The following is a 25,410-nucleotide window of genomic DNA, read 5'->3' on the forward strand; positions in this document are numbered from 1 at the left end:
TCCTCCTTAATCACTGCTTGCCATTCTTTTCTCAACCATATTTACAAGGACTGAGAAAATAAGTACAAGTACTAAATAGTAAACAGCTACGATCAGCAAGTAGCTCATGTAGTCATATTCGTTTGAACCATATGTTGTAGCCACATTAAAGAGCTCGTACATGCCGATGAAGGAAGCAAGTGAAGAATCCTTCAGAGCAATTATAAACTGATTGCCAAGCGGCGGCATTGCACGGCGGAAAGCCTGGGGAAGGATAATTCGCCTCATCGCCAGGCCGGCTGTCATGCCAAGCGAACGCCCTGCTTCCATCTGCCCCTTGTCAATAGATTGGATGGAGCCTCTAAATATTTCGGCTATATATGCGCCATTGTGGAAGGCTAGGCCGAGCACAACAGACCAAAACTGTGATATATCCAAAGCAGTCAAACCAAAATAGAAAATGAAAATTTGTACAACCAGCGGTGTTCCCCTTACAAGGAAAATATAAATATCAGCAATCCATTCCAAAACTTTTATTCTTGATATCTTTAAAAAAGCAAAAAACAAACCTATAAATATAGCAATAAAAACCGCTACAACTGTTAATTGAAAGGTTAACAGCATTCCCTTTAAGAATACGGGATATGTATCAATAAACTTAGTCAGCAAATCCAAAAGGATCCCTCCTATCCGATGCTAGTTGAGTTTGATGTTTTAAAAAAAAGCTGTTTTCTTAAAGTTTGTTGCTTACGGCAGCTAACGAATTTTAACCACTGAGTTGATTGGAGCGGAAGGCGCGAGATCCTCGAAAATGCTATCGCCTTTTCTTCGTGCGGTGTCCATTCTAGAAGCTTATTCAACGTCCTACGGGAGTAGCTTACCAAGAGACCCCGCAGACGCAGAGCGTCGAGGAGACTCCCGGTAGCCCCGTGGTTCGCTGAGTGCCTGCAGCGGAAATCAACGGGCAGAATTCATAAGCTATAACAACATTCTATGAGAAAAGAGCCTAAATAAATAAAACAGGCGAATGCATTCTACACACATCCGCCCGCAATGTTATTCCTTCTCAGGATCAACCGTTATATCTTCACCGATATATTTTTTGCTGATTTCTGTGAGTGTTCCATTCTCGCGAAGTGTTTCCAGAGCTTCATTTACCTTTTCCAAGAGCTCTTCATTGTCCTTTGCAACTGCAATTGCCTGCTCACTGCGTCCAAGAAGCTCTTTTCCTTCAATTTCCATGCCCGCGCCTATCGCTTCTTTTCCTGTAATAAAGTCAGTAATAACAGCATCATGCTTACCTTTGCTTAATGCTTCCAGTGCTACAACATCACTATCATAAAATTGAATATTATCTGTCACTTCTTCTGCATTTGCAGTGTATGTAGATCCTTTTGATACGGCGATTTCCAAGCCTTCCAAATCCTTAATTGTTTCTACTGAACTATCTGGACGCACATAAATTTGCGGACCTGAATAGTAGTAAGGCGTCGAGAAGTTTACAGCCTGCTTTCGTTCTTCAGTAATCGTATGGCTGGCTACAGCTGCATCAAAACGGCCTGATTTTACACCTTCCACAATTCCGCCAAATTTAAATTTATTCTGAACCGGTTCAAGTCCAAGCTCTTTCGCAACAGCTTCGGCTACTTCAATATCAAAGCCGCTCATGCTTCCATCATCATTTGTAAAACTAAAAGGCTTGAACTCTCCTGATGCTGCATAAGTAAACTTTCCATCCTCTACAAGGTCCATTCCATCTTTAGACGCTTCCTCTGATCCACATGCAGCCAGGACCAATACAAAAGCAGCTGCTATAATTCCTTTTAACCAATGTCTCACTAGTCTAAATTCCCCCTTCAGTTTCTCTCTATTGTAAACACCCTTTAACTTTATCATTATTATTAAATTTTCTCAAAATTCATATTTTATGATAATTCATGATATTAAAGGATTTGGCCGATTCTCATCAACTGACAAGCCTTGTGCTCCCATATGAACTTAGATACTCGACTATCCTGCAAATTCCTTTTGATTAGACATCAACACTAATGCTTATCTTGCCACACAGCTTGCCTCCTTCTGCAAGGATATGATAAACACTTAGCTATTTCCGCCTGCTCCATAAGTACGAAAAAAATCCCGCTGTATAGTACAGCGGGATTCCTTTAAATATAGCTTAGCAATGTTTTCCACGCCTGATCTTTTCCATATCCTGTTTCTGAAGAAAACATGATAATTTGATCATTCGGATCAATATCCAGCGTTTCTTTTGTTATCTTCATATGCTGTTGCCACTTGGCCTTTGGTATCTTATCAGCTTTAGTGGCAATCACAACACATGGAATATCATAATGCTTTAAAAAGTCATACATCATGACATCATCACTTGTTGGTGGATGCCGCAAATCAACAATCAGAACAACTGCCTTTAACTGCTCTCTGTTCGTTAAATAAGTTTCAATCATTTTACCCCATGCTTCACGTTCTTTTTTAGATACCTTTGCATAACCATAGCCTGGTACATCTACAAAGTGCAGCATCTCATTTATAATGTAAAAGTTTAGAGTTTGCGTTTTTCCTGGCTTGGAGGAAATTCTGGCAAGCCCTCTTCGATTGAGCATTTTATTAATAAAAGAGGACTTGCCGACATTTGATCGGCCAGCAAGGGCAAATTCCGGCAACTCACTATCGGGATATTGATCCGGCTTCACAGCACTGATGACGATTTCTGAGCTGGTTACTTTCATATTTGTGCACCGCCGTTCAGAGCATGCTTCAGTACTTCATCTACATGAGACACCAGGACAAAATCAAGTTCCTCCCGTATGCTTTCCGGGATATCCTCAATATCCTTCTCATTATCTTTTGGAAGGATAATCTTGGTCAGGCCGGCACGATGTGCACTTAAAGACTTCTCTTTTAAGCCGCCAATAGGAAGGACCCGTCCCCTTAATGTGATTTCGCCTGTCATCCCTACTTCTTTGCGAATTGGTTTGCCTGATAAAGCAGAAACCAATGCTGTTGTGATCGTTATGCCTGCAGATGGACCGTCTTTTGGAACAGCTCCTTCCGGAACATGAATATGAATATCATGTTTTTCATGGAAGTTCTCATCTATGCCTAATTCTTTTGCTTTTGAACGTACATAGCTGAACGCCGCCTGTGCGGATTCTTTCATTACATCTCCCAGCTTACCTGTTAAAACAAGTTTTCCTTTGCCTGGCGAAAGAGATACTTCAATTTGCAGCGTGTCGCCGCCGACAGTTGTATAGGCCAGTCCAGTGGCAACACCCACCTGATCCTCTTGCTCTGCCTGGCCATATCGGAACTTTGGTTTTCCAAGAAACTCTTCTATGTTCTTTGCAGAAACAATGACTTTCTTCTTGTCCCCCGAGACGATGATCTTGGCTGTTTTCCTGCAAATAGTAGCAAGCTGGCGCTCCAATCCCCGCACTCCGGCTTCGCGTGTATAATAACGGACTACCATTTGCAGCCCATCTTCGCGAATTTGAAGCTGCGACTTGGAAAGCCCATGCTCCTTCACTTGCTTTGGAAGAAGATGATCTTTTGCAATGTGTATTTTCTCCTGCTCGGTATAGCCGGCGATTGTGATAATTTCCATTCTATCCAGCAATGGGCCTGGTATTGTGCTCAAATTATTTGCTGTTGCTATAAACATAACCTTGGAAAGATCATATGTCTCTTCAATATAATGATCGCTAAAGTTATGGTTTTGCTCAGGATCTAATACCTCCAGCATGGCTGATGAAGGATCGCCGCGAAAGTCGGAAGACATCTTGTCTATCTCATCAAGCAAAAACACAGGATTAATTGTGCCAGCTTTCTTCATCCCCTGGATGATGCGGCCCGGCATCGCTCCTACATATGTTCTTCTATGTCCGCGGATTTCTGACTCATCCCGCACTCCCCCAAGAGATACCCTTACAAAATTTCTGTTAAGGGATGTGGCGATGGAACGTGCCAGACTTGTTTTGCCGACCCCAGGAGGTCCCGCAAGACATAGGATTGGACCTTTAAGGGAGTTTGTCAGCTTCTGGACGGCAAGGTATTCCAAAACGCGTTCCTTAACCTTTTCAAGTCCGTAATGGTCTTCATTCAGAATGCGTTCGGCTTTGCGGATATCCAGATCATCCTCCGTTGCATTTGACCATGGCAAAGTAACAAGCCATTCAATATAGTTGCGGATGACGGCACTTTCAGCAGAACTGGACGGTACCTTTTCATAGCGGTCAAGTTCTTTTAAAGCTGTTAGCTGGACATGCTCCGGCATACCTGCTTTCTCGATTTTATCAGTAAGGTCGGCAATTTCTCCAGTCTTGCCTTCCTTATCCCCAAGCTCCTTTTGGATTGCTTTCATCTGTTCCCGCAAATAGTATTCCTTTTGCGTTCTTTCCATTGACTTTTTAACACGCTGGCCAATCTTCTTTTCCAGGTTCAGAACTTCCTTTTCATTATGGATAATTTCAATAACCTGGTTCATGCGTTCTTTTACATCAATCGTTTCAAGTATTTCTTGCTTCTCCTTGAGTTTCAAAGGTAAATGTGAAGAGATGATATCTGCCATACGGCCCGGCTCTTCTATATCTGCAACCGAGGAATACGTTTCCGCAGATATTTTCTTCGATACCTTTATGTACTGCTCAAAATATTCCAGCATGGTTCTCATTAAAGCCTGGTCTTCCACATCCTTTGTGTCCGGATCTTCAAAGCCCTTAACACTTACGGAATAATGTTCAGCTTCTTCCTGAAATCCGATAATTTCAGCCCTTTTGAGCCCTTCAACAAGCACACGGATGGTTCCGTTTGGAAGCTTGAGCATCTGCTTTACCCTGGTAAGTGTACCCATGTGATATAAATCGTCCTCAGACGGTTCATCTATAGATATATCTTTTTGCGTTGTTAAGAAAATTAAATGGTCATCTACCATTGCTTTTTCAAGGGCTTGAACCGATCTTTCACGGCCTACATCCAAGTGTAGAACCATGGTCGGATAAACAAGCAAACCCCGAAGCGGCAGGAGGGGGACGATGATTTCTTTCTTTTTCGCCATTCCTTTGCACCTCCAAATGCATATCATTTTAACCCCAAAATTGCTAATAATTTCTTTGTACAATTCTATCGTATTTATTAAACAGTGTCTATCAAAGAGAAAAGCGGATGTCTGTATTGGAAAACTAACTGATAATTACACTTTATCCTTCTTTACGCAAATAAAACTTCGGTTTGTAGCCTAAACTGCAAACCGAAGTTTTTTACCGCTATTAGCGGGAGGCGTCTGACCAGGGAGTTTCTTAGAATTACCCTGTTTGCCTGAGCTAGACCACTAGATGCTCTCTTTTTTCGATAATTCGATTGAAGCTGTTATGGCTTGCTCTTTGTGAAAATCCTTTAGTAAGGCCCATTCAAATACTTCATTTAAGTGGCTTACAGGTACAATTTTTATGCCTGTAATTTCTTTTAGTATGGATTGCATATTTTCTTTCGGGATAATGACGGTTTGGGCTCCTGCCTTTTTGGCAGCTTTCACTTTTGGGTATACTCCGCCAATTGGCTTTACGTGGCCATGAATGCTTATTTCACCGGTCATGGCCAGAGTATGGTCAACCGGACGCTTATAAATGGCTGAATATATTCCTGTCGCCATTGCGATACCAGCAGAAGGCCCGTCTATCGGAACTCCGCCCGGGAAGTTAACATGAATATCATACTCATCTGCCGGAACTCCCATTGATCTGAGCACGGTTATTACATTTTCAATTGACCCTTTGGCCATACTTTTTCTGCGGATTGATTTTCCTTGCCCGCCAATGCTTTCTTCTTCCACAATCCCTGTAATATTAATACTGCCCTTCTCTTTAGCCGGTATAACAGTAACTTCAATTTCAAGCAATGCACCTGTATTTGGCCCATAAACTGCCAGGCCGTTTACAAGGCCGACCGCTGAATTGGAATTGATTTTCCGTTCCATTCTCGGGGTAAGCTGGCTCGATTGTATAACCCATTCAATATCTTCATCTTTTATGTAATCTCTATCTTCGGTAATAGCGAGTCCAGCTGAAATTTGGATCATATTGACAGCCTCACGTCCATTTCTTGCATAGTTCGCAAGGGTTCCGAGAGCATTTTCACTAATTTTAAGGTTAACTTTTTCCGCTGCTTTTTTTCCGACAACAGCAATTTCCTCTTCGGCCAATTCCCTGAAAAATACCTCCATGCATCTTGAACGTATGGCTGGCGGAATCTCATTGGGCGTTCTGGTTGTTGCTCCAATCAGCCGAAAGTCTGCAGGAAGCCCGTTTTTAAAAATATCATGAATATGATTTGGAATTTGTGTATTTTCTTCATTGTAATAAGCACTCTCAAGAAATACTTTACGATCCTCTAGCACCTTCAAAAGCTTGTTCATTTGAATTGGGTGGAGTTCTCCAATTTCATCAATGAACAGTACTCCTCCATGAGCATTTGTAACGGCTCCCTGTTTAGGCTGTGGTATTCCCGCTTGTCCCATCGCACCGGCTCCCTGGTATATAGGATCATGGACAGAGCCTATGAGAGGATCAGCAATACCCCGTTCATCAAACCTGGCTGTCGTTGCATCCAATTCAATAAAAACGGAGGCTTGCTGAAATGGAGACTTTGCATTTTTCTTCGCTTCCTCTAAGACCAATCTGGCTGCAGCCGTTTTCCCCACACCTGGAGGCCCATAAATTATGACATGCTGAGGATTAGGTCCGCACAATGCAGCTTTCAGAGACTTAATTCCGTCTTCCTGCCCGACAATATCTGCGAAGCTGGATGGACGCACTTTTTCTGCCAATGGCTCAGTTAAAGATATTGAGCGCATCTTTTTTAAAACATCCATTTCTTTTCTTGATTCCCGGTCAATTGAAACCTTTTGTGTCCGCTGGCTTCTTAGCAAATTCCAAAAATAAAGCCCGATGACAATTCCAAAAAACAATTGGATAAATAAAGCAATCCCCGTCCAACTCATTGTGTTCCCTCCTGCATTATTAGTTCTCGCTGATAATGCTAGTATCTCCCTCACTGAGTTGGAATAAACAAGGAATTCACTTAAAAGTATGTAAAGAGGGCGACAAAAGGGAAAGAAGCAAAAGTCCGCTTAAGGACATAAATCCAATAAAAATGGCCAGGCCCATAAGGGCTGGCCATACAATCATGCAGAGGTTTTGCGTTCTTCTTCAACAACTGTTCCATCCTCTAAAACAAGCTTGGGAGTACCGTTGTCGATAACTGTTTCTTTTGTGATAATACATTTTTTAATATCTTCACGTGAAGGAAGATCAAACATGACATCCAGCATAATTCCTTCAATAATGGAACGTAGTCCGCGAGCCCCTGTCTTTCTTTCAATTGCTTTTTTAGCGATTTCTTCAAGTGCGCCTTCCTCAAATTCAAGTTCCACATCATCAAGCTCAAGCATTTTCTGATATTGTTTAACAAGAGCGTTTTTCGGCTTTGTTAAAATTTCAATCAATGCTGCTTCATCAAGCTGTGAAAGGCTTGCAATAACCGGGAGTCTTCCGATGAATTCGGGAATTAACCCAAACTTCAGCAAGTCTTCTGGAAGCACCTTTGCCAGAAGATCCTTTGGTTCGATTTCTTTCTGTTTCTGGTCAGAACCGAAGCCAATTACTTTCTGGCCAAGACGGCGTTTAATGATTTGCTCGATGCCATCAAATGCACCGCCGCAAATAAATAGGATATTGGTTGTATCGATTTGAATGAATTCCTGATGTGGATGCTTACGGCCGCCTTGAGGCGGTACGCTGGCAACTGTACCTTCCAGGATTTTTAACAAGGCCTGCTGTACACCTTCACCTGAAACATCACGAGTAATGGAAGGATTTTCCGACTTTCGTGCAACTTTATCAATTTCATCGATATAAATAATCCCTTTTTCAGCCTTTTCAACATCATAATCCGCTGCCTGGATCAGCTTTAAGAGAATATTTTCAACATCCTCCCCGACATACCCGGCCTCAGTCAATGAAGTGGCATCTGCAATGGCAAACGGAACATTAAGAATGCGTGCCAGTGTCTGGGCAAGCAATGTTTTACCGCTTCCTGTCGGGCCGATCATGGCGATATTACTTTTTGACAGCTCTACTTCATCAATCTTACTGTTGGAATTTATGCGTTTATAGTGGTTATAAACGGCGACAGATAAAGATTTCTTTGCCTGGTCCTGCCCTATAACATATTCATCTAGAATGTCACGGATTTCCGCCGGCTTTGGCACATCCTTGAATTCTACTTCTTCTTCTGTACCAAGCTCTTCCTCAACAATTTCTGTGCAGAGCTCAATGCACTCATCACATATATAAACCCCTGGTCCTGCAACTAGTTTGCGAACCTGGTCCTGTGTCTTTCCGCAGAAAGAACATTTTAATTGCCCTTTTTCATCATTAAATTTAAACAAAATCCTTCACCCCTTGAAAGAAACTTCAAAACGATATATTAAGCTTGCGGAATCACATGCAAAAAATCAAAAATCAGCCATAGAAAAGTTGGTTATATTTATAAGGCTCCGTTAAATTAGCGTATTGATTTCCGCTGCAGGCACTCAGCGAACCGCAGGCTACTTGGAGCCTCCTCAAATCAGCATCGCACGAAGAAAATGTGTAAGCATTTTCAAGGATCTCGAGCCTTCCGCTCCAATCAATACGGTGTTAAAACATAGCCATTTAGGTCCTCAAAAAATCTGGCAGCAGCCTATCTTAAATAATTCACACTTTCTTAAAAATCAAAACCTTCAGCAGTTATGTATTGCATTGTAACACATTTTTACAGTGGACAGGAAATGATAACTCTTAGAAACCATGTAGATTATGTATGCATGCATGTGATCGTAATCCGCAAATAAAAACAGGCTGAATTTATATGTACTTCCATAAGCTTAACCAAAAACGGCTAAATTAAGTCGGCCACTTTCGCCGATAATTAAATTAACTATATATATGTATTTGTATTCCTGTCCATGTCCAATATGTCGTAAAACTTTTCACTTGGCAAAGATCCAAGAGAACGCGGTGCTGTTATGTATAGTCTAGATTGTATAAAACAAGGCACGATAAACTCGCGCCTTGTTTCTATTACTTCTATTATGCAACAGTTTTACTATTTTCTACAAGGAAATCAACTGCTTTTTTAATTTGAAGATCTGCTTTTAGGCCTTCAAGGCTTCCTAGCGCTTGTGTGATCTGGTCAACAGACATGTTGTACATTTCTGCCATTTTGTTAAGTTCCTCTGTAACTTCTTCATCCGCTACTTCAATGTTTTCTGCTTTTGCGATTGCTTCAAGAGTTAGGTTTACACGTACACGCTTTTCAGCTTCCTCTTTCATTTGTTCGCGTAATGCAGCTTCATCTTGGCCAGAGAACTGGAAGTATAATTCAAGATTCATGCCTTGCATTTGAAGGCGCTGTTCAAATTCCTGCATCATGCGGTCAACTTCAGTGTCAACCATTGGAGAAGGAATTTCAACTTCTGCATTTGTTGCAGCAGCTTCTACTACAGTGTCACGAACATGATGCTCAGCTTCATGCTTCTTGCTTTCTTCTAAGCGTGCTTTGATTTTTTCTTTTAATGCGTCTAATGTTTCAACTTCTTCGTCCGCATCCTTAGCAAATTCATCATTCAGTTCAGGAAGTTGTTTTGTTTTGATTTCATGTACAGTTACTTTGAAAGTAGCAGGCTTGCCAGCTAGCTCAGCAGCATGGTATTCCTCAGGGAATGTCACTTCAACATCTTTTGATTCACCAGCAGCCGCTCCAAGCAATTGGTCTTCAAATCCTGGAATAAATTGGCCAGAACCAAGTTCAAGTGAGTAGTTTTCAGCTTTTCCGCCTTCGAAAGCTTCGCCATCAACGAATCCTTCAAAGTCCATAACAACTGTATCGCCGTTTTCTGCTTTGCCTTCTTCTTTAACAGCAAGCTCAGCTTGTCTTTCCTGAAGGGAAGTTAACTCGTTGTTAACATCTTCATCTGTAACGTTTGCATCAAGCGGCTGAACTTCAATGCCTTTATATTCGCCCAGCTTTACTTCTGGCTTAACTGTTACTGTCGCTTTGAAAATTAAGCTCTTGCCTTTTTCAATTTGCTCAACATCAATTTCAGGACGGTCTACAGGCTCGATTCCTGTTTCATCGATTGCATTTGCATAAGCTTCAGGAAGTAGAAAATCTACTGCATCCTGGTATAAAGATTCAACTCCGAAACGCTTTTCAAACATTCCACGAGGCATTTTACCTTTACGGAATCCAGGTACGTTAACTTGTTTAACTACTTTTTTAAATGCAGCGTCTAAACCTTCGTTTACTTTCTCTGCATCTACTTCAATTGTAAGAACCCCGCGGTTCCCTTCTAACTTTTCAAATTTAGCAGACATACAATCATTTCCCTCCAAAAATCTATTATCATTTCATTCACAGCAGAATGTTATGAATATCTCTTGTTTTGCAAGCCATATCCATGGATTAAATGTATATATACACATAATACAACGATTATATTATAACATACGTACCTGGTCTTTCAACATTGAAGGCTAAATATTGGGATAAGAAATTTCTTCTATCTTTCTTATGAAGGCAAGAGCTTGTTCTACTTCCTCTTCGGGAGCCCCATATATTTGTGCCAGCTTGTTATTAAGATCACCCTGTCCATGGTACTCGTTGGCAAGACTATGGTATGCTGCTGCCCAGGATGCTGAATTAGCCGGTTCCGCCTCAATTGGATAAAGTATAAAAAAATGCCTTTCAATGAGGCTTTTTGTATTTTCATATAGTATCGGGTCTTCCTGCTCCAAATGGGCACCCAACCGGCTTACAATTGTTAATAGCTGTGGCTGCTGGTGTACCGAAGGAAGCTCAGAAGGCCTGATCTTAATGCTTTTTCCAAATTTCCGCAGCAATACTTCCTTATCATACTCATGCTCTGACAGTACATTTAAAAGCATTGTTTTAAAAAAAGGATGCCCCTCGCTGGATTCTAGATATGCTTTAATATCTTCTATATAAGGCCTTATATTGTTTTTTGCAAGCTGTGCAGCCAGCTGTATTTGCTCATTTTGATCCTGATAAGAAAATAGATTCAGCTTTTTATTTTTAAACTCTTCAATAGGAGGAGCTTCTTTCTCCCGTTCTTCCGGATTTGAATGAGCCATTTTTCTGCTGAATTCAAGCATTCTGCTAAAATGCTCAAACTTCTCCTTTGGGATCTCTCTTTCTTCCAGCAGAACCTCAATAGTTGTAACGATCTCACTATACTGATGGAGCTGAACAAGAATCATTAAATATAAATCCATTACCTGGATGTAATCCCCAATACCTGTTTGAAGCATTTTATTAGCAAGTTCTTTTGCTTTTTGCAGTGCACCCGCTTCAAAATAAGCCAGAACAAGACCAATATGGATATCTGTATTATCAGGTTCGATTTCCATCGCTTCCTCAAAGAAACGGATGGATTCCTGATACCTTCTTTGCTGGAAGCTCTCAAGCCCTTTTTCCAACAATCTTTTCTCAACGTCGGGAAATAGAATAATTTTACTGTTCTGTTTTTTCCGTTCCCGTTTGTCCATGCTAGTACCGCCTCAATTTATTATTTTTGAAGTTAGTTTAGCATGAATTATAAAAAAAACAAAAAGATTCATGGCATCATCCATGAATCTTCTTCTTAATTTTTATGTTAAACGAGCTCGCTTTTTTCAAAATCTGCAATGCTGTTCTCTAGTTGAAGGGTGATCTCGATCTCATCCCAGCCATTAATCAGCATCTTCTTCCAATAATCATTGATAGAGAATTGCGCTGCAAAGCCCTGGACATCTTCTATAGTTTCATTTTGCAGGTCAATTTTAAGTTCATATGGCTGGTTCTTGGCGCGTTCAAGCAAATAATCAACCGTTTCAGCAGGCAGACTGATAGGCAATAGACCATTCTTTAAACAGTTTTGATGGAATATATCCGCAAAAGAAGGTGCGATTATCACTTTAAAGCCAAAGTCTCCCAGTGCCCACGGAGCATGCTCACGTGAAGACCCGCATCCAAAATTTTCATTCGCAATAAGAATGGGGGCACCCTGGTTTTCTTCTTTATTCAGTTCAAACTCAGGGTTGGGTTCTCCCTCTTTATTAAACCTCCAGTCATAGAAAAGATATTGGCCAAACCCTGTCTTTTCAATTCTTTTCAGAAATTGCTTAGGGATAATTTGATCTGTATCTACATTCGCTCTGTCTAAAGCTACTGCTTTTCCTTGTAAAGTTTTAAATCCGCTCATACTGCTTTCCTCCTTCTTATTGAACTGTTTCCGCTGCCAGCAAAGCCCCCACGTCCACAAAGTGTCCATACAATGCTGCTGCAGCTGCCATCACAGGGCTGACAAGATGTGTTCTTGCACCGGATCCTTGGCGTCCCTCAAAATTACGGTTTGAGGTTGATGCACAATGCTCGCCGCTCGGCACAATGTCATTGTTCATGCTCAGGCACATGCTGCAGCCTGATTCTCTCCATTCGAACCCAGCTTGCTTGAAAATAACATCAAGGCCTTCAGACTCTGCCTGTTTTTTCACCTGCTGCGAACCAGGAACAACAAGCGCTCTAACTTGCGGATGAACATTTTTACCTCTGATGATTTCCGCTGCCTGCCTCAAGTCCTCTAATCGGGAATTCGTGCACGATCCAATGAAAACGTGCTGGATTTGAATGTCCTCAATTTTTTGCCCTTCCTTCAAGCCCATGTAAGCTAAAGCTCTTGACAGCGATTTTTGCTCAAGCTCGGTATCGCAATCCTCAAGCTTGGGAATTTGTTCTGTTACTTTTGAGGTCATCGATGGATTCGTACCCCAGCTGACCATTGGTGCAATATCAGCTGCATCAATTTCGATGATTTTATCGTAGGCTGCATCCGGGTCTGAAGCAAGCTCCTTCCAGCTTTCAACTGCTTGCCCGAAGGCTTCTCCTTTTGGAGCGAACTTTCGGCCTTCCAGATAGGCAAACGTCGTTTCATCCGGACTAACCAGCCCTGCTCTTGCCCCTCCTTCGATTGACATATTGCAAATTGTCATTCTTTCTTCCATGGTCATTTGGGCAATGGTATCCCCGCAATACTCAATAACATGGCTGGTACCAAAACCAATCCCGTTTTTGGCTATCACATAAAGAATGACATCCTTTGCCGTAACACCCTTGTTCAATTCTCCATTAATTTCTAACTTTAATGTCTTAGGCTTTGTTTGCCATAAGGTCTGGGTTGCCATCACATGCTCCACTTCACTTGTGCCAATTCCAAAAGCAATAGATCCAAATGCTCCATGAGTAGAGGTATGGCTGTCACCGCATACAATCGTCATCCCTGGCTGTGTAAGCCCCAGTTCAGGTCCGATAACATGCACGATCCCCTGTTCTGGGCTGTCCAGCCCGGCAAGCGGAACCCCAAATTCCTTACAGTTTTTTTCTAAAGTGGTCATTTGGTTTAATGCAATCGGATCATTAATGACCTTTCGGTTATCAGTAGGAATGTTATGGTCTACTGTGGCAAAGGTTTTATCAGGTCTTCTCACTTTTCTATTTTTCATTCTTAAGCCGGAAAAGGCCTGAGGGGATGTAACTTCATGCACTAAATGAAGATCAATGTACATTAAATCCGGCTTTCCTTCTTCTCTGTGGACAACATGTTTTTCCCAAATCTTATCTATAATTGATTTTCCCATTATTTACTCCACGCCCTTTTAAAAGAAACACGGCCGATTAAGGCCGTGTTTCAGTTTTTAGTGATTGGCTTTGTTAAACTTGTCTGTTGAATTCTCCTCCGGTCAACAGGGTGCCAAAAATTCAACAGGGTGCCAAAAATCAATCATGTGGCCTAGTGATTAAATCTATGCATAAGCTCCCATGATATTTAAGATTGCTTCGTTATCAAGAAGAGTAGCCTTCACTTCTTCGATCATCTCCGAAGTAGAAACCTGTTTTTTCCCGAATGAGGCGATATCTCTCGTACGGTAGCCTGCATCCAGCACTTGATTTACGGCATTTTCAATCGCCTCTGCTTCCTCTTCCATTCCAAAAGATAAGCGAAGCATCATGGCAGCCGATAAAATCATGGCAATTGGGTTTGCTGCATTCTTACCTTCAATATCCGGGGCTGAACCATGGATTGGCTCGTATAAATATGGTCCATTTTCTGAAATGCTTGCAGATGGCAGCATTCCCAGAGAACCCGTCAATACGGATGCTTCATCGCTCAAAATATCTCCAAACATATTCTCTGTTACCACAACATCAAACTGTTTAGGATTTTTAATCATTTGCATGGCTGCATTATCAACAAGCATATGCTCCAAAACAACGTCCGGATATTGGTTTGAAATATCCTCCGCTACCTCTCTCCACATTCGGCTTGATTCAAGAACATTTGCTTTATCGACAGATGTGACTTTTCCGCGCCGTTTTCTGGCAAGTTCGAAAGCCAGTTTTATCACACGGTACATCTCTTCTTTTTGATAAAATAATGTATCAACTACTGCATCTTCACCGTTCTGATGTGTGCGCTCGCTTGGCTTTCCGAAATAAAGGCCGCCCGTTAATTCTCTGACCATCAGCATATCAACGCCCTCAATAACTTCCTTCCTTAATGGTGAAGTATCTGAAAGGCTTGAATAATACTGGGTCGGCCTTAGATTCGCATATAAATTCAGTTCTTTGCGGATCTTCAAGAGGCCCCTCTCAGGACGAAGGTGGGGAGGCTGCCGGTCCCATTTTGGGCCGCCAACCGCTCCAAGCAATACCGCATCGCTCTCTTTGCAAAGCTCCAAAGTTTCTTCAGGCAGCGGAGTGCCTGCTGCATCAATTGCCGTTCCGCCAATTTTTCCGTAAGAAAAATAGAACTGGTGCCCGAAACGCTCCCCAACAGCTTGCAGGACTTCAATTGCTCCATTCACCACTTCTTTGCCGATTCCGTCTCCAGGAAGTACCGCGATACGTTTTTTCATTTTAATCCCTCCGCCTAGTTTTTTAGGTTGAAAGGTGCCGCAAAAGCGGTCGCCTCTATTGTCATTTTTTTATTTTGACTCAACTGCAGGTACTGCTGTTTTCTCATTCATGTAGATTACTCTATTAACAGCATTCAAATAAGCTTTTGATGAAGCTTCCAATACGTCCTGAGCTAATCCCCGTCCGCTGGTCTCCACTCCATCATACTTCAGCTTTACAAATACCTGGGCTAAAGCATCTCTGCCTGCCCCAACAGATTGAATGCGGTAATCAAGAAGGTTAACCGTACCATTTACGCACTTTTCCAAAGTGTTATATAGCGCCTCTATGCTTCCGGCTCCTGTACCCGCTTCTTGTATAACCTCATTGCTTGAACCTGATAGTGTAACAGTCGCCGTTGGGACAGAGTTGGTGCCATATTGGATTTGGATGCCGATCAGCTCGTAGAAACGCTGTTCTTTGGAGAGCTTTTCTTCTAATACGATTGCTGCAAGATCATCATCTGTCATCTCTTTTTTACGGTCAGCCAAATCTTTGAATACTGTAAATAATGGTTTAATTTCTTCATCCGAAACGTCAAGCCCCAGTTCCATCAGGCGATTTTTAAATGCATGCCGTCCTGAATGCTTTCCAAGCACCATAGAATTGGATTGGAAACCTACCAAATCTGGAGAAATAATTTCATAAGTTGTTTTCTCTTTTAATACGCCATCCTGGTGTATGCCAGATTCGTGGGCAAAAGCATTACGTCCGACAATGGCTTTGTTGGCTGGTACCGCCATGCCTGTAAGTTTGCTGACCAGGCTGCTGGTTCGGCTAATTTCCTGCAGATTCAAACTGGTTGATGCCTGATAGTGATCATTGCGGATATATAGAGCAACCGCAAGTTCCTCCAACGCTGCATTTCCGGCTCTTTCGCCTATGCCATTAATGGTTCCTTCTATCTGTGTTGCCCCATTTTCAATCGCTGACAAAGAATTGGCGATGGCCATCCCCAGGTCATCATGGCAATGAGCTGAAAGGGAAACCTTTTCTATAGAAGGAACATGATTTTTTAAGTATTGAAAAATCTCGCCATATTCCTGTGGAGTTGTGTAGCCGACTGTATCTGGTATATTGATAATCCTAGCCCCTGCCTGGATTACTTTCTCAATAATTTCAGCAAGGAATGGCAATTCAGTCCGGGATGCGTCCTCCGCTGACCATTGGACAATCGGAAACCTGGCCGCAGCATATTTCACTGTTTCTACTGCTGTTTCAATTACTTCTTCTTTTGTTTTTTTCAATTTATATTGCCTATGGATGGGAGAGGTTGCCAGGAATGTATGTATTCTTGGCTCAGCTCCATCTTTTAGCGACTCCCAGGCAGCATCTATATCTGAAATCACTGCTCTAGCAAGACCCGTTACCGAGCAGTTCCTGATTGTTTGGGCAATTTTTTGCACGGAAGCGAAATCACCCCTTGAAGCAGCTGGGAATCCTGCTTCGATAATATCAACATTCAGGCGCTCTAGCTGTCTGGCAATTTCCAACTTTTCCGAAAAATTAAGATTTACGCCGGCTGACTGTTCACCATCTCTTAAAGTTGTGTCAAAAATCTTAATTGTTCGCACTGACAGCAACTTCTTTCTTTTTGCTGCTATTTACAAATGGCATCATTTTACGAAGCTCTCTTCCCACCTGTTCGATTGGGTGCTCATTCTCTCTTTGGTTCACTGCGTTGAAAACTGGACGATTTGCCTGGTTTTCCAAAATCCAGCCTTTAGCAAACTTTCCTTCCTGAATATCCTTTAGAACTGCCTTCATTTCTTCTTTTACTCTTGCATCTACTACACGCGGTCCGCTGACAAAGTCTCCCCATTGAGCTGTATCAGAGATTGAATAGCGCATTCCTTCCAGACCGCCTTCATACATAAGGTCTACAATGAGTTTAAGCTCATGCAAGCATTCGAAGTATGCTAATTCTGGCTGATAGCCTGCCTCAGTAAGGGTTTCAAAACCAGCTTTCACAAGTGAAGTCAACCCTCCGCAAAGTACTGCCTGTTCTCCAAATAAATCAGTTTCAGTCTCTTCCTTAAAGGTTGTTTCCAAAGCACCTGCACGAAGGGCTCCAATAGCTTTAGCATAAGCAAGTGCAAGTTCCTGGGCTTCACCTGTAACATCCTGGTAGATTGCAAACAGTGCCGGTACACCTGCATCCTGTTCATATGTTCTTCTGACAAGATGTCCTGGACCTTTAGGTGCAACAAGCAATACATCACATTCTTTAGGAGGTACGATTTGACTAAAGTGAATATTAAAACCATGGGCAAACATTAATGCCTGGCTGGTTAGATTTGGTTCGATTTCTTCCTTATATACCTTTGGCTGAAGTTCATCAGGCAATAGAATCATAACCACATCTGCCTGGGCAGTTGCTTCCCCTACTGTATATACCTGAAACCCGTCTTCTGTTGCTTTTTCCCATGATTTTCCTTTTCGAAGACCGATTACAACATCAACACCGCTGTCTCTCATATTTAGGGCGTGTGCATGCCCCTGGGATCCATACCCGATTACCGCTACTTTCTTTCCGTTTAAATATGATGGATTTGCATCTCCGTTATAATACATTTTTGCCATTTTAAATCTCCCTCTCTTTTTTAAAGTTTATTAGATTATTAATTTTATAAATTGATATTAAACAATGGAATAAGACTTCTGCTGCTGGGAAGAACGCTGAGTTCCCCTTGGAAATGCAGTTGTTCCGGTTCGGGCAAGCTCTTTAATGCCGTACGGTTTAATCAAGTCAATGAAAGCTTCGACTTTATCAGATTCTCCGGTTATTTGAATCGTCATGCTGTCCTTGCTTACATCAATAACCGAAGCCCTGAATGGCTCAATCAAAGAGTATATTTCATTCCTGGTGTATGGAACTGCCTGAACTTTGATGAGAGCAAGTTCTCTTGCAACAATTGACTGGTCAGTAATATCCGTTACTTTAATGACATCAATTTGCTTGTTTAATTGTTTGGTAATTTGTTCGCTGGCCCTATCATCCTCTACATGGACGACACAGGTTATTCTGGACATCCCTTCGTGTTCGGAAAGGCCGACAGAGATACTCTCTATATTAAAATTTCTTTTTGAAAATAGATTTGTAATTCTGTTCAGGACGCCTGGCCTGTTCATTACAGTCAGGCAAATTACTCTTTTCATGGTTTAACACCTACCATTTCGTGAAGTCCTTTTCCAGGGGCAATCATTGGATATACATTTTCACCCTGATCGACTCTGAAGTCCAAAAGAACCGGTTCACGGCTATGAAGCACTTCATCTAAAATAGCTTCAGCCTCTTCTTCTGTTTGGATTACATAGCCTTTAATGTCGTATGCTTCCGCCAGTTTAACAAACGATGGCTGTACAGGAATTTTACTGTGTGAAAAGCGCGATTCATAAAAGATTTCCTGCCATTGGCGAACCATGCCGAGAGCCATATTATTTAAAATAACTATTTTTACAGGCAAGTTCAGTTCTTTTATGACTGCCAGCTCCTGAGTGGACATTTGAAAACCGCCATCTCCGCAAACAGCGAGCACACATGCTTCAGGATCGGCCAGCTGTGCACCTATGCTTGCAGGAAAGCCAAATCCCATAGTACCCAGACCGCCTGAGGTTACCCATCTGTCCGCTTTATTAAAGCGGTAATACTGGGCTGCCCACATTTGATGCTGTCCTACGTCTGTTACCACAATCGCATCTCCTCCAGTTTTGGAATGGAGCATTTCCATAACCTTTTGAGGCTTTAAACCTGCTGTTTCTTTCTCGTAGAAGTAAGGATATTCCTCCTGCCATTGCTGGATGGTTTCGATCCATTTTTTATGTGCTGGCGGTTTGCCATCCTGCTGGATCAGCTGCTCAAGGGCTTCTTTTGCATCTGCCACAATCGGGATGGAGGTTGGAACGTTTTTTCCGATTTCGGCAGGGTCGATATCAATATGGGCCACTGTTGCATTTGGTGCAAAATGATTTAGATTTCCTGTCAGCCTGTCATCAAACCGCGCACCAATATTTATTAGCAAATCACATTCTGTCAATCCCATATTGGCTGCATAGCAGCCGTGCATCCCTGCCATTCCGATGAACAGCGGATGATTAGCCGGGAATCCTCCAAGCCCGAGCAATGTATGGATAACCGGAATCTGCTGCTGCTCTGCGTACTCCTTTAACTCCCCGGAAGCCCTTGCATGAAGAACTCCCGCTCCTGCCAAAATCACAGGCTTTTTTGCTCTGCTAACTGCTTCGGTTAATTTTCGGATCTGCAAATAATTAGGCTTTAATGTTGGCTGGTACCCCGGTAAATTAACTTCCTGGTCATCTGGCGGCTCTGCTGCAGATGCTGCGATATCTTTAGGAACATCGATGAGTACCGGTCCAGGTCTTCCAGTTGAAGCTATATAAAAGGCTTCTTTTACTACTCTCGGTATATCTTCGATGCTGCGGATCTGATAGTTATATTTTGTGATAGGGGTTGTTATCCCGAGGATGTCCGCCTCCTGAAAGGCATCCGATCCAATAACGCCTGTTGCCACCTGGCCTGTAAAAACAATAAGCGGAAGTGAATCCATCATGGCATCCGCAAGTCCGGTTACAATATTTGTAGCTCCCGGTCCTGACGTGGCAATCACAACACCCGGCTTTCCTGAGATTCGGGCATATCCTTCGGCTGCATGAATACCTCCCTGCTCATGGCGGGGTAAAACATGAAGAATCTTTGAATCATACAGCTTGTCGTAAATTGGAAGAACAGCTCCTCCCGGATAACCAAAAATCACTTCAACATTTTCTTTCTCCAAGGCTCTTAATAACAGATCTGCACCGGTAACCGGTTCGGTCTCCGTTTTGGTTTCTGTTAAGGCAGCTTCCTGCAACATTTGTTGATAACCTCCTCTTGTTTTTTAATCCAATATAAAAAGCCCTTCCACCCCATACAAACCTATTGATTATAGGCTTAAGGGATGAAAAGGCTTTGATAACCTGTTCCACGGTACCACCCTGATTCACGCTTGATGCGTGCACTCATGGATAGCAAAATTGCTATCCGTTTTGATAACGGGTGAAGCACACCCGGCAGCCCCTACTCGATGATCATCTTTCAGGCCTGCGCTCCGAGGTGAGTTCATTTTATGAGGGCATTGCCGGTTTTCAGCAGCTCCGGCTCTCTGTGAACGCCTTGTCATAAAACTACTTATCCTCTTCCACGCTTTTCCTATTTGTTTAAGTTATTTTTTCAGCTTACGTGCGGAGCTGCCAGCGAGATTACCTTAATCCCTTCTGCACAACCCGCTCCCTGAATTTCTCCAGGAGATTTTTTGTGTAACTTCCCGGAACGCCGTCACCTATTGTCCGGCCATCCACTTTTACAACTGCGATGACTTCCGCGGCAGTGCCGGTTAAGAAAACCTCATCAGCTGTGTACACATCATGCCTTGTAAAGGGTTCTTCCTTCACTTCATATCCAAGCTCTCTTGCTATATCGATCACAGCGTTTCTTGTGATTCCTTCCAATGCTCCGATATAACCAGGAGGAGTGTAGAATACCCCGTCCTTTATAATAAATACATTATCTGCCGAGCCTTCCGCTACATAGCCTTGATCATTTAGCATTAATGCTTCATTCACATTGGCAAGGCGGGCTTCAATTTTGACAAGAATATTATTCAAATAGTTCAGGGATTTTACTTTTGGACTTAATACATCGGGTCTGTTTCGCCGGGTTGCAACTGTTACAATTTCCAATCCTGTTTCGTAAAGATGTTTAGGGAAAATGGCCAGAGGCTCTACAATGATAACAACATTGGCGCTCCTGCAGTTGTTTGGATCCAGACCAAGATCGCCGACTCCCCTTGACACCACTATTCGAATATAAGCACTTTCATGCTGGTTTCGTTCAACCGTTTTTACCACCAGGTCAGTGAACTCTTCTTTTGTATACGGAATGTTAAGCATAATTGACTTTGCTGATCGATACAGGCGATCCATATGCTCTTTCATTCTAAAAATATTTCCGCTGTAAACCCTGATACCTTCAAAAACTCCATCGCCATAAAGAAAACCATGGTCATAAACAGAAATTTTCGCGTTTTCTTTTGTGACGAATTCTCCGTTTAAAAAGATCCACTGTTCAGGCACGAAAAACACCTCTCACTAAGTACAAATAATTTAACACTTTAAACCACTGAATTTTTAGCTTAAAAAAATCTGCAAATTTCTATACAGAATATTTTAATTTTGCTTTTGCGATTCTGTTTAATTCAGGTTTTGATTTCTTATATTGAGGACTATCTTACGCCCATTTTGAACAGTCGTCAACACCCTTTTTATGAATTATTTGATAATTTAGATTAATCGGTTTAGCTGTATCCGCTTACAATGTTGATATATTCACATTCCTTGAGAAAAAAAATTTTTTAAAATTTTATAATCTGTAGGGATCCCAGATAACTTTGCAGGAGGGGTGCTAGAGGATCTTAGGGCACAAAAAAACTCACCAAAATGGTGAGTAAAATTCGGTAAGATATGTAGTGTTGCTAGGTGTGTAAATGGCGTCCCAGGAGAGATTCGAACTCCCGACCGACGGCTTAGAAGGCCGTTGCTCTATCCTGCTGAGCTACTGGGACGTATAATATATTAATTAAATCTTTACTACTACAGTAGGTTTCTTACTATCCTGTTCCTTCCTCTTCTAGTCTTTCAAGGAAGTATATGCGTCGGAACAAAGCTACAAAGATGTTACTTCAGTGACGTTTACGCTTTGCTGAGCTACTGGGACGTATAATATAATAACTTCTGTCTGTTTTCGAGAAAGATTATCTTAAAGACAAGTTTTATTATATTAGACAAACAATCCGAAGTCAACACTTTATTGAAAGTTTTTTGTGATTGAGGGAAGCCTTGCTCCCCTCAGTTATTATAATCAAGTTATTCCTTTTTTGCCAGTGAAAATTTTTGAGACAGACGTGGCATTTTCCCTGTGGCTAAATCATAAACATCCAGAGTAATATCTCTTTCCTTAGCCTCCAGGATTATATATGTTTTTTCTCTTCTTCCCCTTGGCAGCCTGATACTTCCAGGATTAATAAATAAAGTGTTATCAACCATTTCAGCTCCCAGATAATGCGAATGACCAAAACATACAATATCCGCTTCCATTTCACGTGCGCGGTAAGTGAGATTCATTAGTGTAGACTTTACAGAATACCTATGGCCATGTGTAACAAACAGGCGCAGCCCTTCAACTTCTTCAAAACGATCTTCCGGGAATCCTGTCTCAAAGTCACAATTTCCCCTTACTGCAGAATACCCTTTAATAGATTCGTCATCAGCTTGCAGTTCCGAATCTCCGCAATGAATCAAAAGATCCATCCCAGCATGCTTGTTACGGATTTGCTTCAGTTCGGAAGTTAGGCCATGGCTGTCGCTCAGAATGAGTATTTTCATGCTTTTTCATTTCCGGAAAGAAAAGCAGGGAGAAGCTCTTCAAGCTTTTTTAGCGCCTTTGCCCGATGACTGATTTGGCTTTTTTCTTCAGGCTTTAGCTCTGCCATTGCTTTTCCTTTCTCCTCCGCAAAGAAGATGGGATCATAGCCAAACCCATGAGTACCTCTTTTCTCTCTCAAAATAAAGCCTTCGCAGGTCCCTGCAACTGTTAATGTTTCTTTTCCAGGTGCAGCAATTGCCAGCGCGCAGTAAAATCTCGCCTGCCTGCTGTTATCGGGTGTGTTCTCCATCTCCTTCAAAACTTTGTCCATGTTTTTCTGGTCGTTTTTCTCTTCACCCGCATAGCGCGCAGAATAAATGCCAGGCCTGCCCTCCAGCGCATCTATCATCAGTCCCGAATCATCAGCAATGACCATTCTTCTGAACGCATTGGCAACCGTTTCAGCTTTTAAAATGGCATTCTCTTCAAAGGTGGTGCCGGTTTCTTCTACATCATGAAAGTCAGGATAGTCCAATAAAGTTTTGACCTCATAGCCAAGAGGCTTGAACATCCGCTCAAACTCCCTTGCTTTGCCTGCATTTTTTGTAGCGATTATAACTTCTTGCATGCTATACCTTACCCTCCAGCTTCTCTCTTTTATTATTAATACTTGTTGTGATTTTCTCTCCAAGTGCAGCCTTTTGCTGCTCAAACAGCTCTGAGATGCCTCCTTGGGCAGCACCTAATAGTTCCTGAAGCTGTGCATACGAAAATGTCGCCTCTTCCCCTGTACCCTGAAGTTCTACAAATTCTCCGCTGCCTGTCATGACTACATTCATATCCACTTGTGCTGAAGAGTCCTCAATATAATTTAAGTCTACTGCCGCCTGCTTATTATCGAGTATCCCCACACTTGTAGCAGCAAGAAAATCATTGACCGGGTACTGCGGAAGCTTCTTATTGTTGTAAAGCTTGTCCATTGCCTGTGCCATTGCAATGAATGCACCTGTAATAGAAGCTGTCCGTGTGCCTCCGTCGGCTTGTATTACGTCACAATCCAGCCAGACAGTTCTTTCTCCAAGTGCCTCTAAATCTACAACAGCACGAAGGGCACGGCCGATCAGGCGCTGGATTTCCATTGTTCTTCCGGAAATCTTGCCTTTAGCCGCTTCTCTAATATTTCTCTGTTCTGTAGCTCTTGGCAGCATGGAATATTCAGCTGTTATCCAGCCTTTTCCCTGGCCCCTCATAAATGGCGGCACTCTCTCATCGATACTAGCTGTACAAATCACCTTTGTATCTCCTACTGTAATAAGAACAGAGCCCTCGGGATGCTTTAAGTAATCTGTTTCAATATGTATAGGCCTGAGCTGCATTGGTTCACGTCCATCTGCGCGCAAAGCTGATTCCCCCTTTAATATCCATTCATTCGTCTTAAACAGAAAAACTTCCCTTCTCTGTATAAAAGGTTTGTAATTTTTGAAGGGAACTGCAATTTAATTTCGCAGTGCGTTTTTCTGCAACAAAGAAGAGGCGGCAATAAATGCCTACCTCTTTTTCCTGTTACTATATAGTATAACAAAATCCGCTTTTTTAAAAACTTCCCGTATTCACATTTTCTGGACGTGTTACTGGCTCTGTTAACTTTTCCCCATTCTCATTCACAATTTCTGCATTTCCATCAACTGTGACAGCAACACTCTCGATCCCTTTTTGTTCAGTTAATGAGAGGACAAGGGCATTCAACAGATGCTGGGAGATCATTTTATCTTCAAAGCTGCTAAACACGTTTTCGTTAAAGTTAAGAGTGACTTTTCCATCCTCCACTTTAGGATCATTAAGCAGCTGAACATCCGGCAGGAAGTCTGTTACCAGATTGGAAGCATAGTTTGGCCCTTTAATCAATTCGGTTACTACAGCTTCGACTTTGTTTTCCATTTTATTGCTTACACGTTTTGTGACAGGAACATAATAATAGTTTTCTTCATCCCCGCCAAGGTAGTACACTGTAACCGGTTTTGTATTGGTTATATCAACTACTTCTGTCGTGTCCATGTTAATTCCATTGGCTCTGCTTATTGATGCGGCAATTGGCGTTCCATTTACAGGCATTTCTTTTAATTCATGCCCGTTCAAAGTCAGCTTCACCTTATCAATGGAGTCAAATTGCGTAAGCGTCCAAGTAACAGATTCCAGAATCTTCATTTCATCTTCAGGAGCGTATTCCTGAAACTCCTTGGAAAAGTCCACAGTAGCAACTTTATCCTTAATATTGACTGAAACCTTTGTATCAGCTGGGAGGACTGCTCTGAAGTCGTTAGGAAGCAGGTCGGTTACAGGGCCGTTTTCTACCAGGTATTCCAAAGCCTGTGTAGCAACTGAATTTGTTTTCGGAAGCTCCAGCGTCTGTGGTACAACATAGCCATTTTTATCAATCAAATAAAGCTCAATTTGAAGATTTGCTACCACACCATCTTCGTTTTCTGCTGTTTCCATTTCTGTGCCGTTTGTTTCTTCAGCTACCTTTCCTCCTTCATCAGAATATGTTACTTCTTTTGGCGGATCTACTTTTTCCTTTCCCTGGCTTCCAAATAATCCGCACCCTGATAATAAAACGGATGAAACGAGAACAGCTGAAACTATAGTCGATTTTTTATTTATAGACATATTTAATCCCCCCTGAGACAGTTTGTACTACATGTATACGAGCCTATCTGTAATTTAGACCGCCTTTCGGGAGAAAAGTGTTAATAGATTTTTGACAAATTTGGACAAACCGCTTGATTCAGGCATCGATAACTGCCCATCTCTACTTTCATTTCAATCCTTGGAATCTTCAATTACGCACTGAGCAGGCTCAGGTTCTCCTTTCAGGTTAGCCAAAATTAATTATAGGGAACACAAACTCTAAAAATTGCAGTCACACAAAAAGAAGCCCAATTAGA

Annotated in this window: 20 protein-coding genes, 1 tRNA gene and 1 other annotated feature; all 21 genes read right to left on the reverse strand. The window is 42.1% G+C overall.

Features of this window, described 5'->3' with window-relative positions:
• Positions 1-6 precede the first annotated feature (6 nt).
• Complete coding sequence (locus J7I93_RS07965; protein WP_214725010.1) at positions 7-654, reverse strand: amino acid ABC transporter permease; 648 nt, start codon at positions 652-654, stop codon at positions 7-9.
• A gap of 381 nt (positions 655-1,035) precedes the next feature.
• Positions 1,036-1,818 (reverse strand): transporter substrate-binding domain-containing protein, encoded by a 783-nt coding sequence (locus tag J7I93_RS07970; protein ID WP_214725012.1) that lies wholly within the window; start codon positions 1,816-1,818, stop codon positions 1,036-1,038.
• A gap of 326 nt (positions 1,819-2,144) precedes the next feature.
• Positions 2,145-2,726: a ribosome biogenesis GTP-binding protein YihA/YsxC gene (gene yihA, locus J7I93_RS07975; RefSeq protein WP_214725014.1), complete on the reverse strand. Its 582-nt coding sequence runs from the start codon at positions 2,724-2,726 to the stop codon at positions 2,145-2,147.
• Complete coding sequence (lon, locus tag J7I93_RS07980; protein ID WP_214725016.1) at positions 2,723-5,050, reverse strand: endopeptidase La; 2,328 nt, start codon at positions 5,048-5,050, stop codon at positions 2,723-2,725. Before lon ends, yihA begins: the two co-directional genes overlap by 4 nt.
• Positions 5,051-5,323: 273 nt before the next feature.
• Positions 5,324-6,991: an ATP-dependent protease LonB gene (gene lonB / locus J7I93_RS07985; protein WP_214725018.1), complete on the reverse strand. Its 1,668-nt coding sequence runs from the start codon at positions 6,989-6,991 to the stop codon at positions 5,324-5,326.
• 183 nt (positions 6,992-7,174) lie between these two features.
• Positions 7,175-8,440, reverse strand: coding sequence for an ATP-dependent protease ATP-binding subunit ClpX (gene clpX, locus J7I93_RS07990; protein WP_144543496.1), 1,266 nt, complete (start codon positions 8,438-8,440; stop codon positions 7,175-7,177).
• A 682-nt stretch (positions 8,441-9,122) separates the two neighbouring features.
• Positions 9,123-10,409, reverse strand: a complete 1,287-nt coding sequence (gene tig, locus J7I93_RS07995; protein WP_214725020.1) for a trigger factor — start codon at positions 10,407-10,409, stop codon at positions 9,123-9,125.
• A gap of 159 nt (positions 10,410-10,568) precedes the next feature.
• Positions 10,569-11,600: a tetratricopeptide repeat protein gene (locus J7I93_RS08000; RefSeq protein ID WP_214725022.1), complete on the reverse strand. Its 1,032-nt coding sequence runs from the start codon at positions 11,598-11,600 to the stop codon at positions 10,569-10,571.
• A 107-nt stretch (positions 11,601-11,707) separates the two neighbouring features.
• Entirely contained in the window at positions 11,708-12,295 is a 588-nt protein-coding gene (leuD, locus tag J7I93_RS08005) for a 3-isopropylmalate dehydratase small subunit (RefSeq protein ID WP_214725024.1), read from the reverse strand.
• A 16-nt stretch (positions 12,296-12,311) separates the two neighbouring features.
• Complete coding sequence (gene leuC, locus J7I93_RS08010; protein ID WP_214725026.1) at positions 12,312-13,727, reverse strand: 3-isopropylmalate dehydratase large subunit; 1,416 nt, start codon at positions 13,725-13,727, stop codon at positions 12,312-12,314.
• A 165-nt stretch (positions 13,728-13,892) separates the two neighbouring features.
• On the reverse strand, positions 13,893-15,005 hold the full coding sequence (leuB, locus tag J7I93_RS08015) for a 3-isopropylmalate dehydrogenase (RefSeq protein ID WP_214725028.1): 1,113 nt from the start codon (positions 15,003-15,005) through the stop codon (positions 13,893-13,895).
• A gap of 69 nt (positions 15,006-15,074) precedes the next feature.
• Complete coding sequence (locus tag J7I93_RS08020) at positions 15,075-16,619, reverse strand: 2-isopropylmalate synthase (protein ID WP_214725030.1); 1,545 nt, start codon at positions 16,617-16,619, stop codon at positions 15,075-15,077.
• Complete coding sequence (ilvC, locus tag J7I93_RS08025; protein WP_214725032.1) at positions 16,606-17,628, reverse strand: ketol-acid reductoisomerase; 1,023 nt, start codon at positions 17,626-17,628, stop codon at positions 16,606-16,608. Before ilvC ends, J7I93_RS08020 begins: the two co-directional genes overlap by 14 nt.
• A 57-nt stretch (positions 17,629-17,685) precedes the next feature.
• Positions 17,686-18,204, reverse strand: a complete 519-nt coding sequence (ilvN, locus tag J7I93_RS08030; protein ID WP_110067439.1) for an acetolactate synthase small subunit — start codon at positions 18,202-18,204, stop codon at positions 17,686-17,688.
• Entirely contained in the window at positions 18,201-19,919 is a 1,719-nt protein-coding gene (ilvB, locus tag J7I93_RS08035) for an acetolactate synthase large subunit (protein WP_214725034.1), read from the reverse strand. Before ilvB ends, ilvN begins: the two co-directional genes overlap by 4 nt.
• Before the next feature lie 77 nt (positions 19,920-19,996).
• Positions 19,997-20,255: a binding site (T-box leader), on the reverse strand.
• A gap of 49 nt (positions 20,256-20,304) precedes the next feature.
• Entirely contained in the window at positions 20,305-21,177 is an 873-nt protein-coding gene (ilvE, locus tag J7I93_RS08040; protein ID WP_214725036.1) for a branched-chain-amino-acid transaminase, read from the reverse strand.
• A 411-nt stretch (positions 21,178-21,588) separates the two neighbouring features.
• A tRNA-Arg gene (locus tag J7I93_RS08045) sits at positions 21,589-21,665 on the reverse strand.
• Positions 21,666-21,966: 301 nt separating this feature from the next.
• The gene (locus J7I93_RS08050; protein ID WP_214725038.1) at positions 21,967-22,485 is read right to left on the reverse strand and encodes a metallophosphoesterase; all 519 of its coding nucleotides are present in this window, start codon (positions 22,483-22,485) and stop codon (positions 21,967-21,969) included.
• Positions 22,482-23,093, reverse strand: coding sequence for an XTP/dITP diphosphatase (locus J7I93_RS08055; protein ID WP_214725040.1), 612 nt, complete (start codon positions 23,091-23,093; stop codon positions 22,482-22,484). Before J7I93_RS08055 ends, J7I93_RS08050 begins: the two co-directional genes overlap by 4 nt.
• A 1-nt stretch (position 23,094) precedes the next feature.
• A complete protein-coding gene (rph, locus tag J7I93_RS08060; protein WP_214725042.1) occupies positions 23,095-23,865 on the reverse strand; it encodes a ribonuclease PH in 771 nt (256 codons plus the stop codon).
• A 193-nt stretch (positions 23,866-24,058) separates the two neighbouring features.
• Positions 24,059-25,132 (reverse strand): GerMN domain-containing protein, encoded by a 1,074-nt coding sequence (locus J7I93_RS08065; protein WP_214725044.1) that lies wholly within the window; start codon positions 25,130-25,132, stop codon positions 24,059-24,061.
• Positions 25,133-25,410: the final 278 nt, after the last annotated feature.

It is taken from the genome of Bacillus sp. ISL-47 (assembly GCF_018613175.1).
Classification (GTDB): Bacteria; Bacillota; Bacilli; order Bacillales; family Cytobacillaceae; genus Cytobacillus.

Bases quoted from the DNA above. Each gene is read 5' to 3' on its own strand.
- yihA (WP_214725014.1), bottom strand. From the start codon at position 2,726: ATGAAAGTAACCAGCTCAGAAATCGTCATCAGTGCTGTGAAGCCGGAT.
- lon (WP_214725016.1), bottom strand. From the start codon at position 5,050: ATGGCGAAAAAGAAAGAAATCATCGTCCCCCTCCTGCCGCTTCGGGGT.
- lonB (WP_214725018.1), bottom strand. From the start codon at position 6,991: ATGAGTTGGACGGGGATTGCTTTATTTATCCAATTGTTTTTTGGAATT.
- tig (WP_214725020.1), bottom strand. From the start codon at position 10,409: ATGTCTGCTAAATTTGAAAAGTTAGAAGGGAACCGCGGGGTTCTTACA.
- J7I93_RS08000 (WP_214725022.1), bottom strand. From the start codon at position 11,600: ATGGACAAACGGGAACGGAAAAAACAGAACAGTAAAATTATTCTATTT.
- leuD (WP_214725024.1), bottom strand. From the start codon at position 12,295: ATGAGCGGATTTAAAACTTTACAAGGAAAAGCAGTAGCTTTAGACAGA.
- leuC (WP_214725026.1), bottom strand. From the start codon at position 13,727: ATGGGAAAATCAATTATAGATAAGATTTGGGAAAAACATGTTGTCCAC.
- leuB (WP_214725028.1), bottom strand. From the start codon at position 15,005: ATGAAAAAACGTATCGCGGTACTTCCTGGAGACGGAATCGGCAAAGAA.
- ilvC (WP_214725032.1), bottom strand. From the start codon at position 17,628: ATGGCAAAAATGTATTATAACGGAGATGCAAATCCATCATATTTAAAC.
- ilvN (WP_110067439.1), bottom strand. From the start codon at position 18,204: ATGAAAAGAGTAATTTGCCTGACTGTAATGAACAGGCCAGGCGTCCTG.
- ilvB (WP_214725034.1), bottom strand. From the start codon at position 19,919: ATGTTGCAGGAAGCTGCCTTAACAGAAACCAAAACGGAGACCGAACCG.
- J7I93_RS08050 (WP_214725038.1), bottom strand. From the start codon at position 22,485: ATGAAAATACTCATTCTGAGCGACAGCCATGGCCTAACTTCCGAACTG.
- J7I93_RS08055 (WP_214725040.1), bottom strand. From the start codon at position 23,093: ATGCAAGAAGTTATAATCGCTACAAAAAATGCAGGCAAAGCAAGGGAG.
- J7I93_RS08065 (WP_214725044.1), bottom strand. From the start codon at position 25,132: ATGTCTATAAATAAAAAATCGACTATAGTTTCAGCTGTTCTCGTTTCA.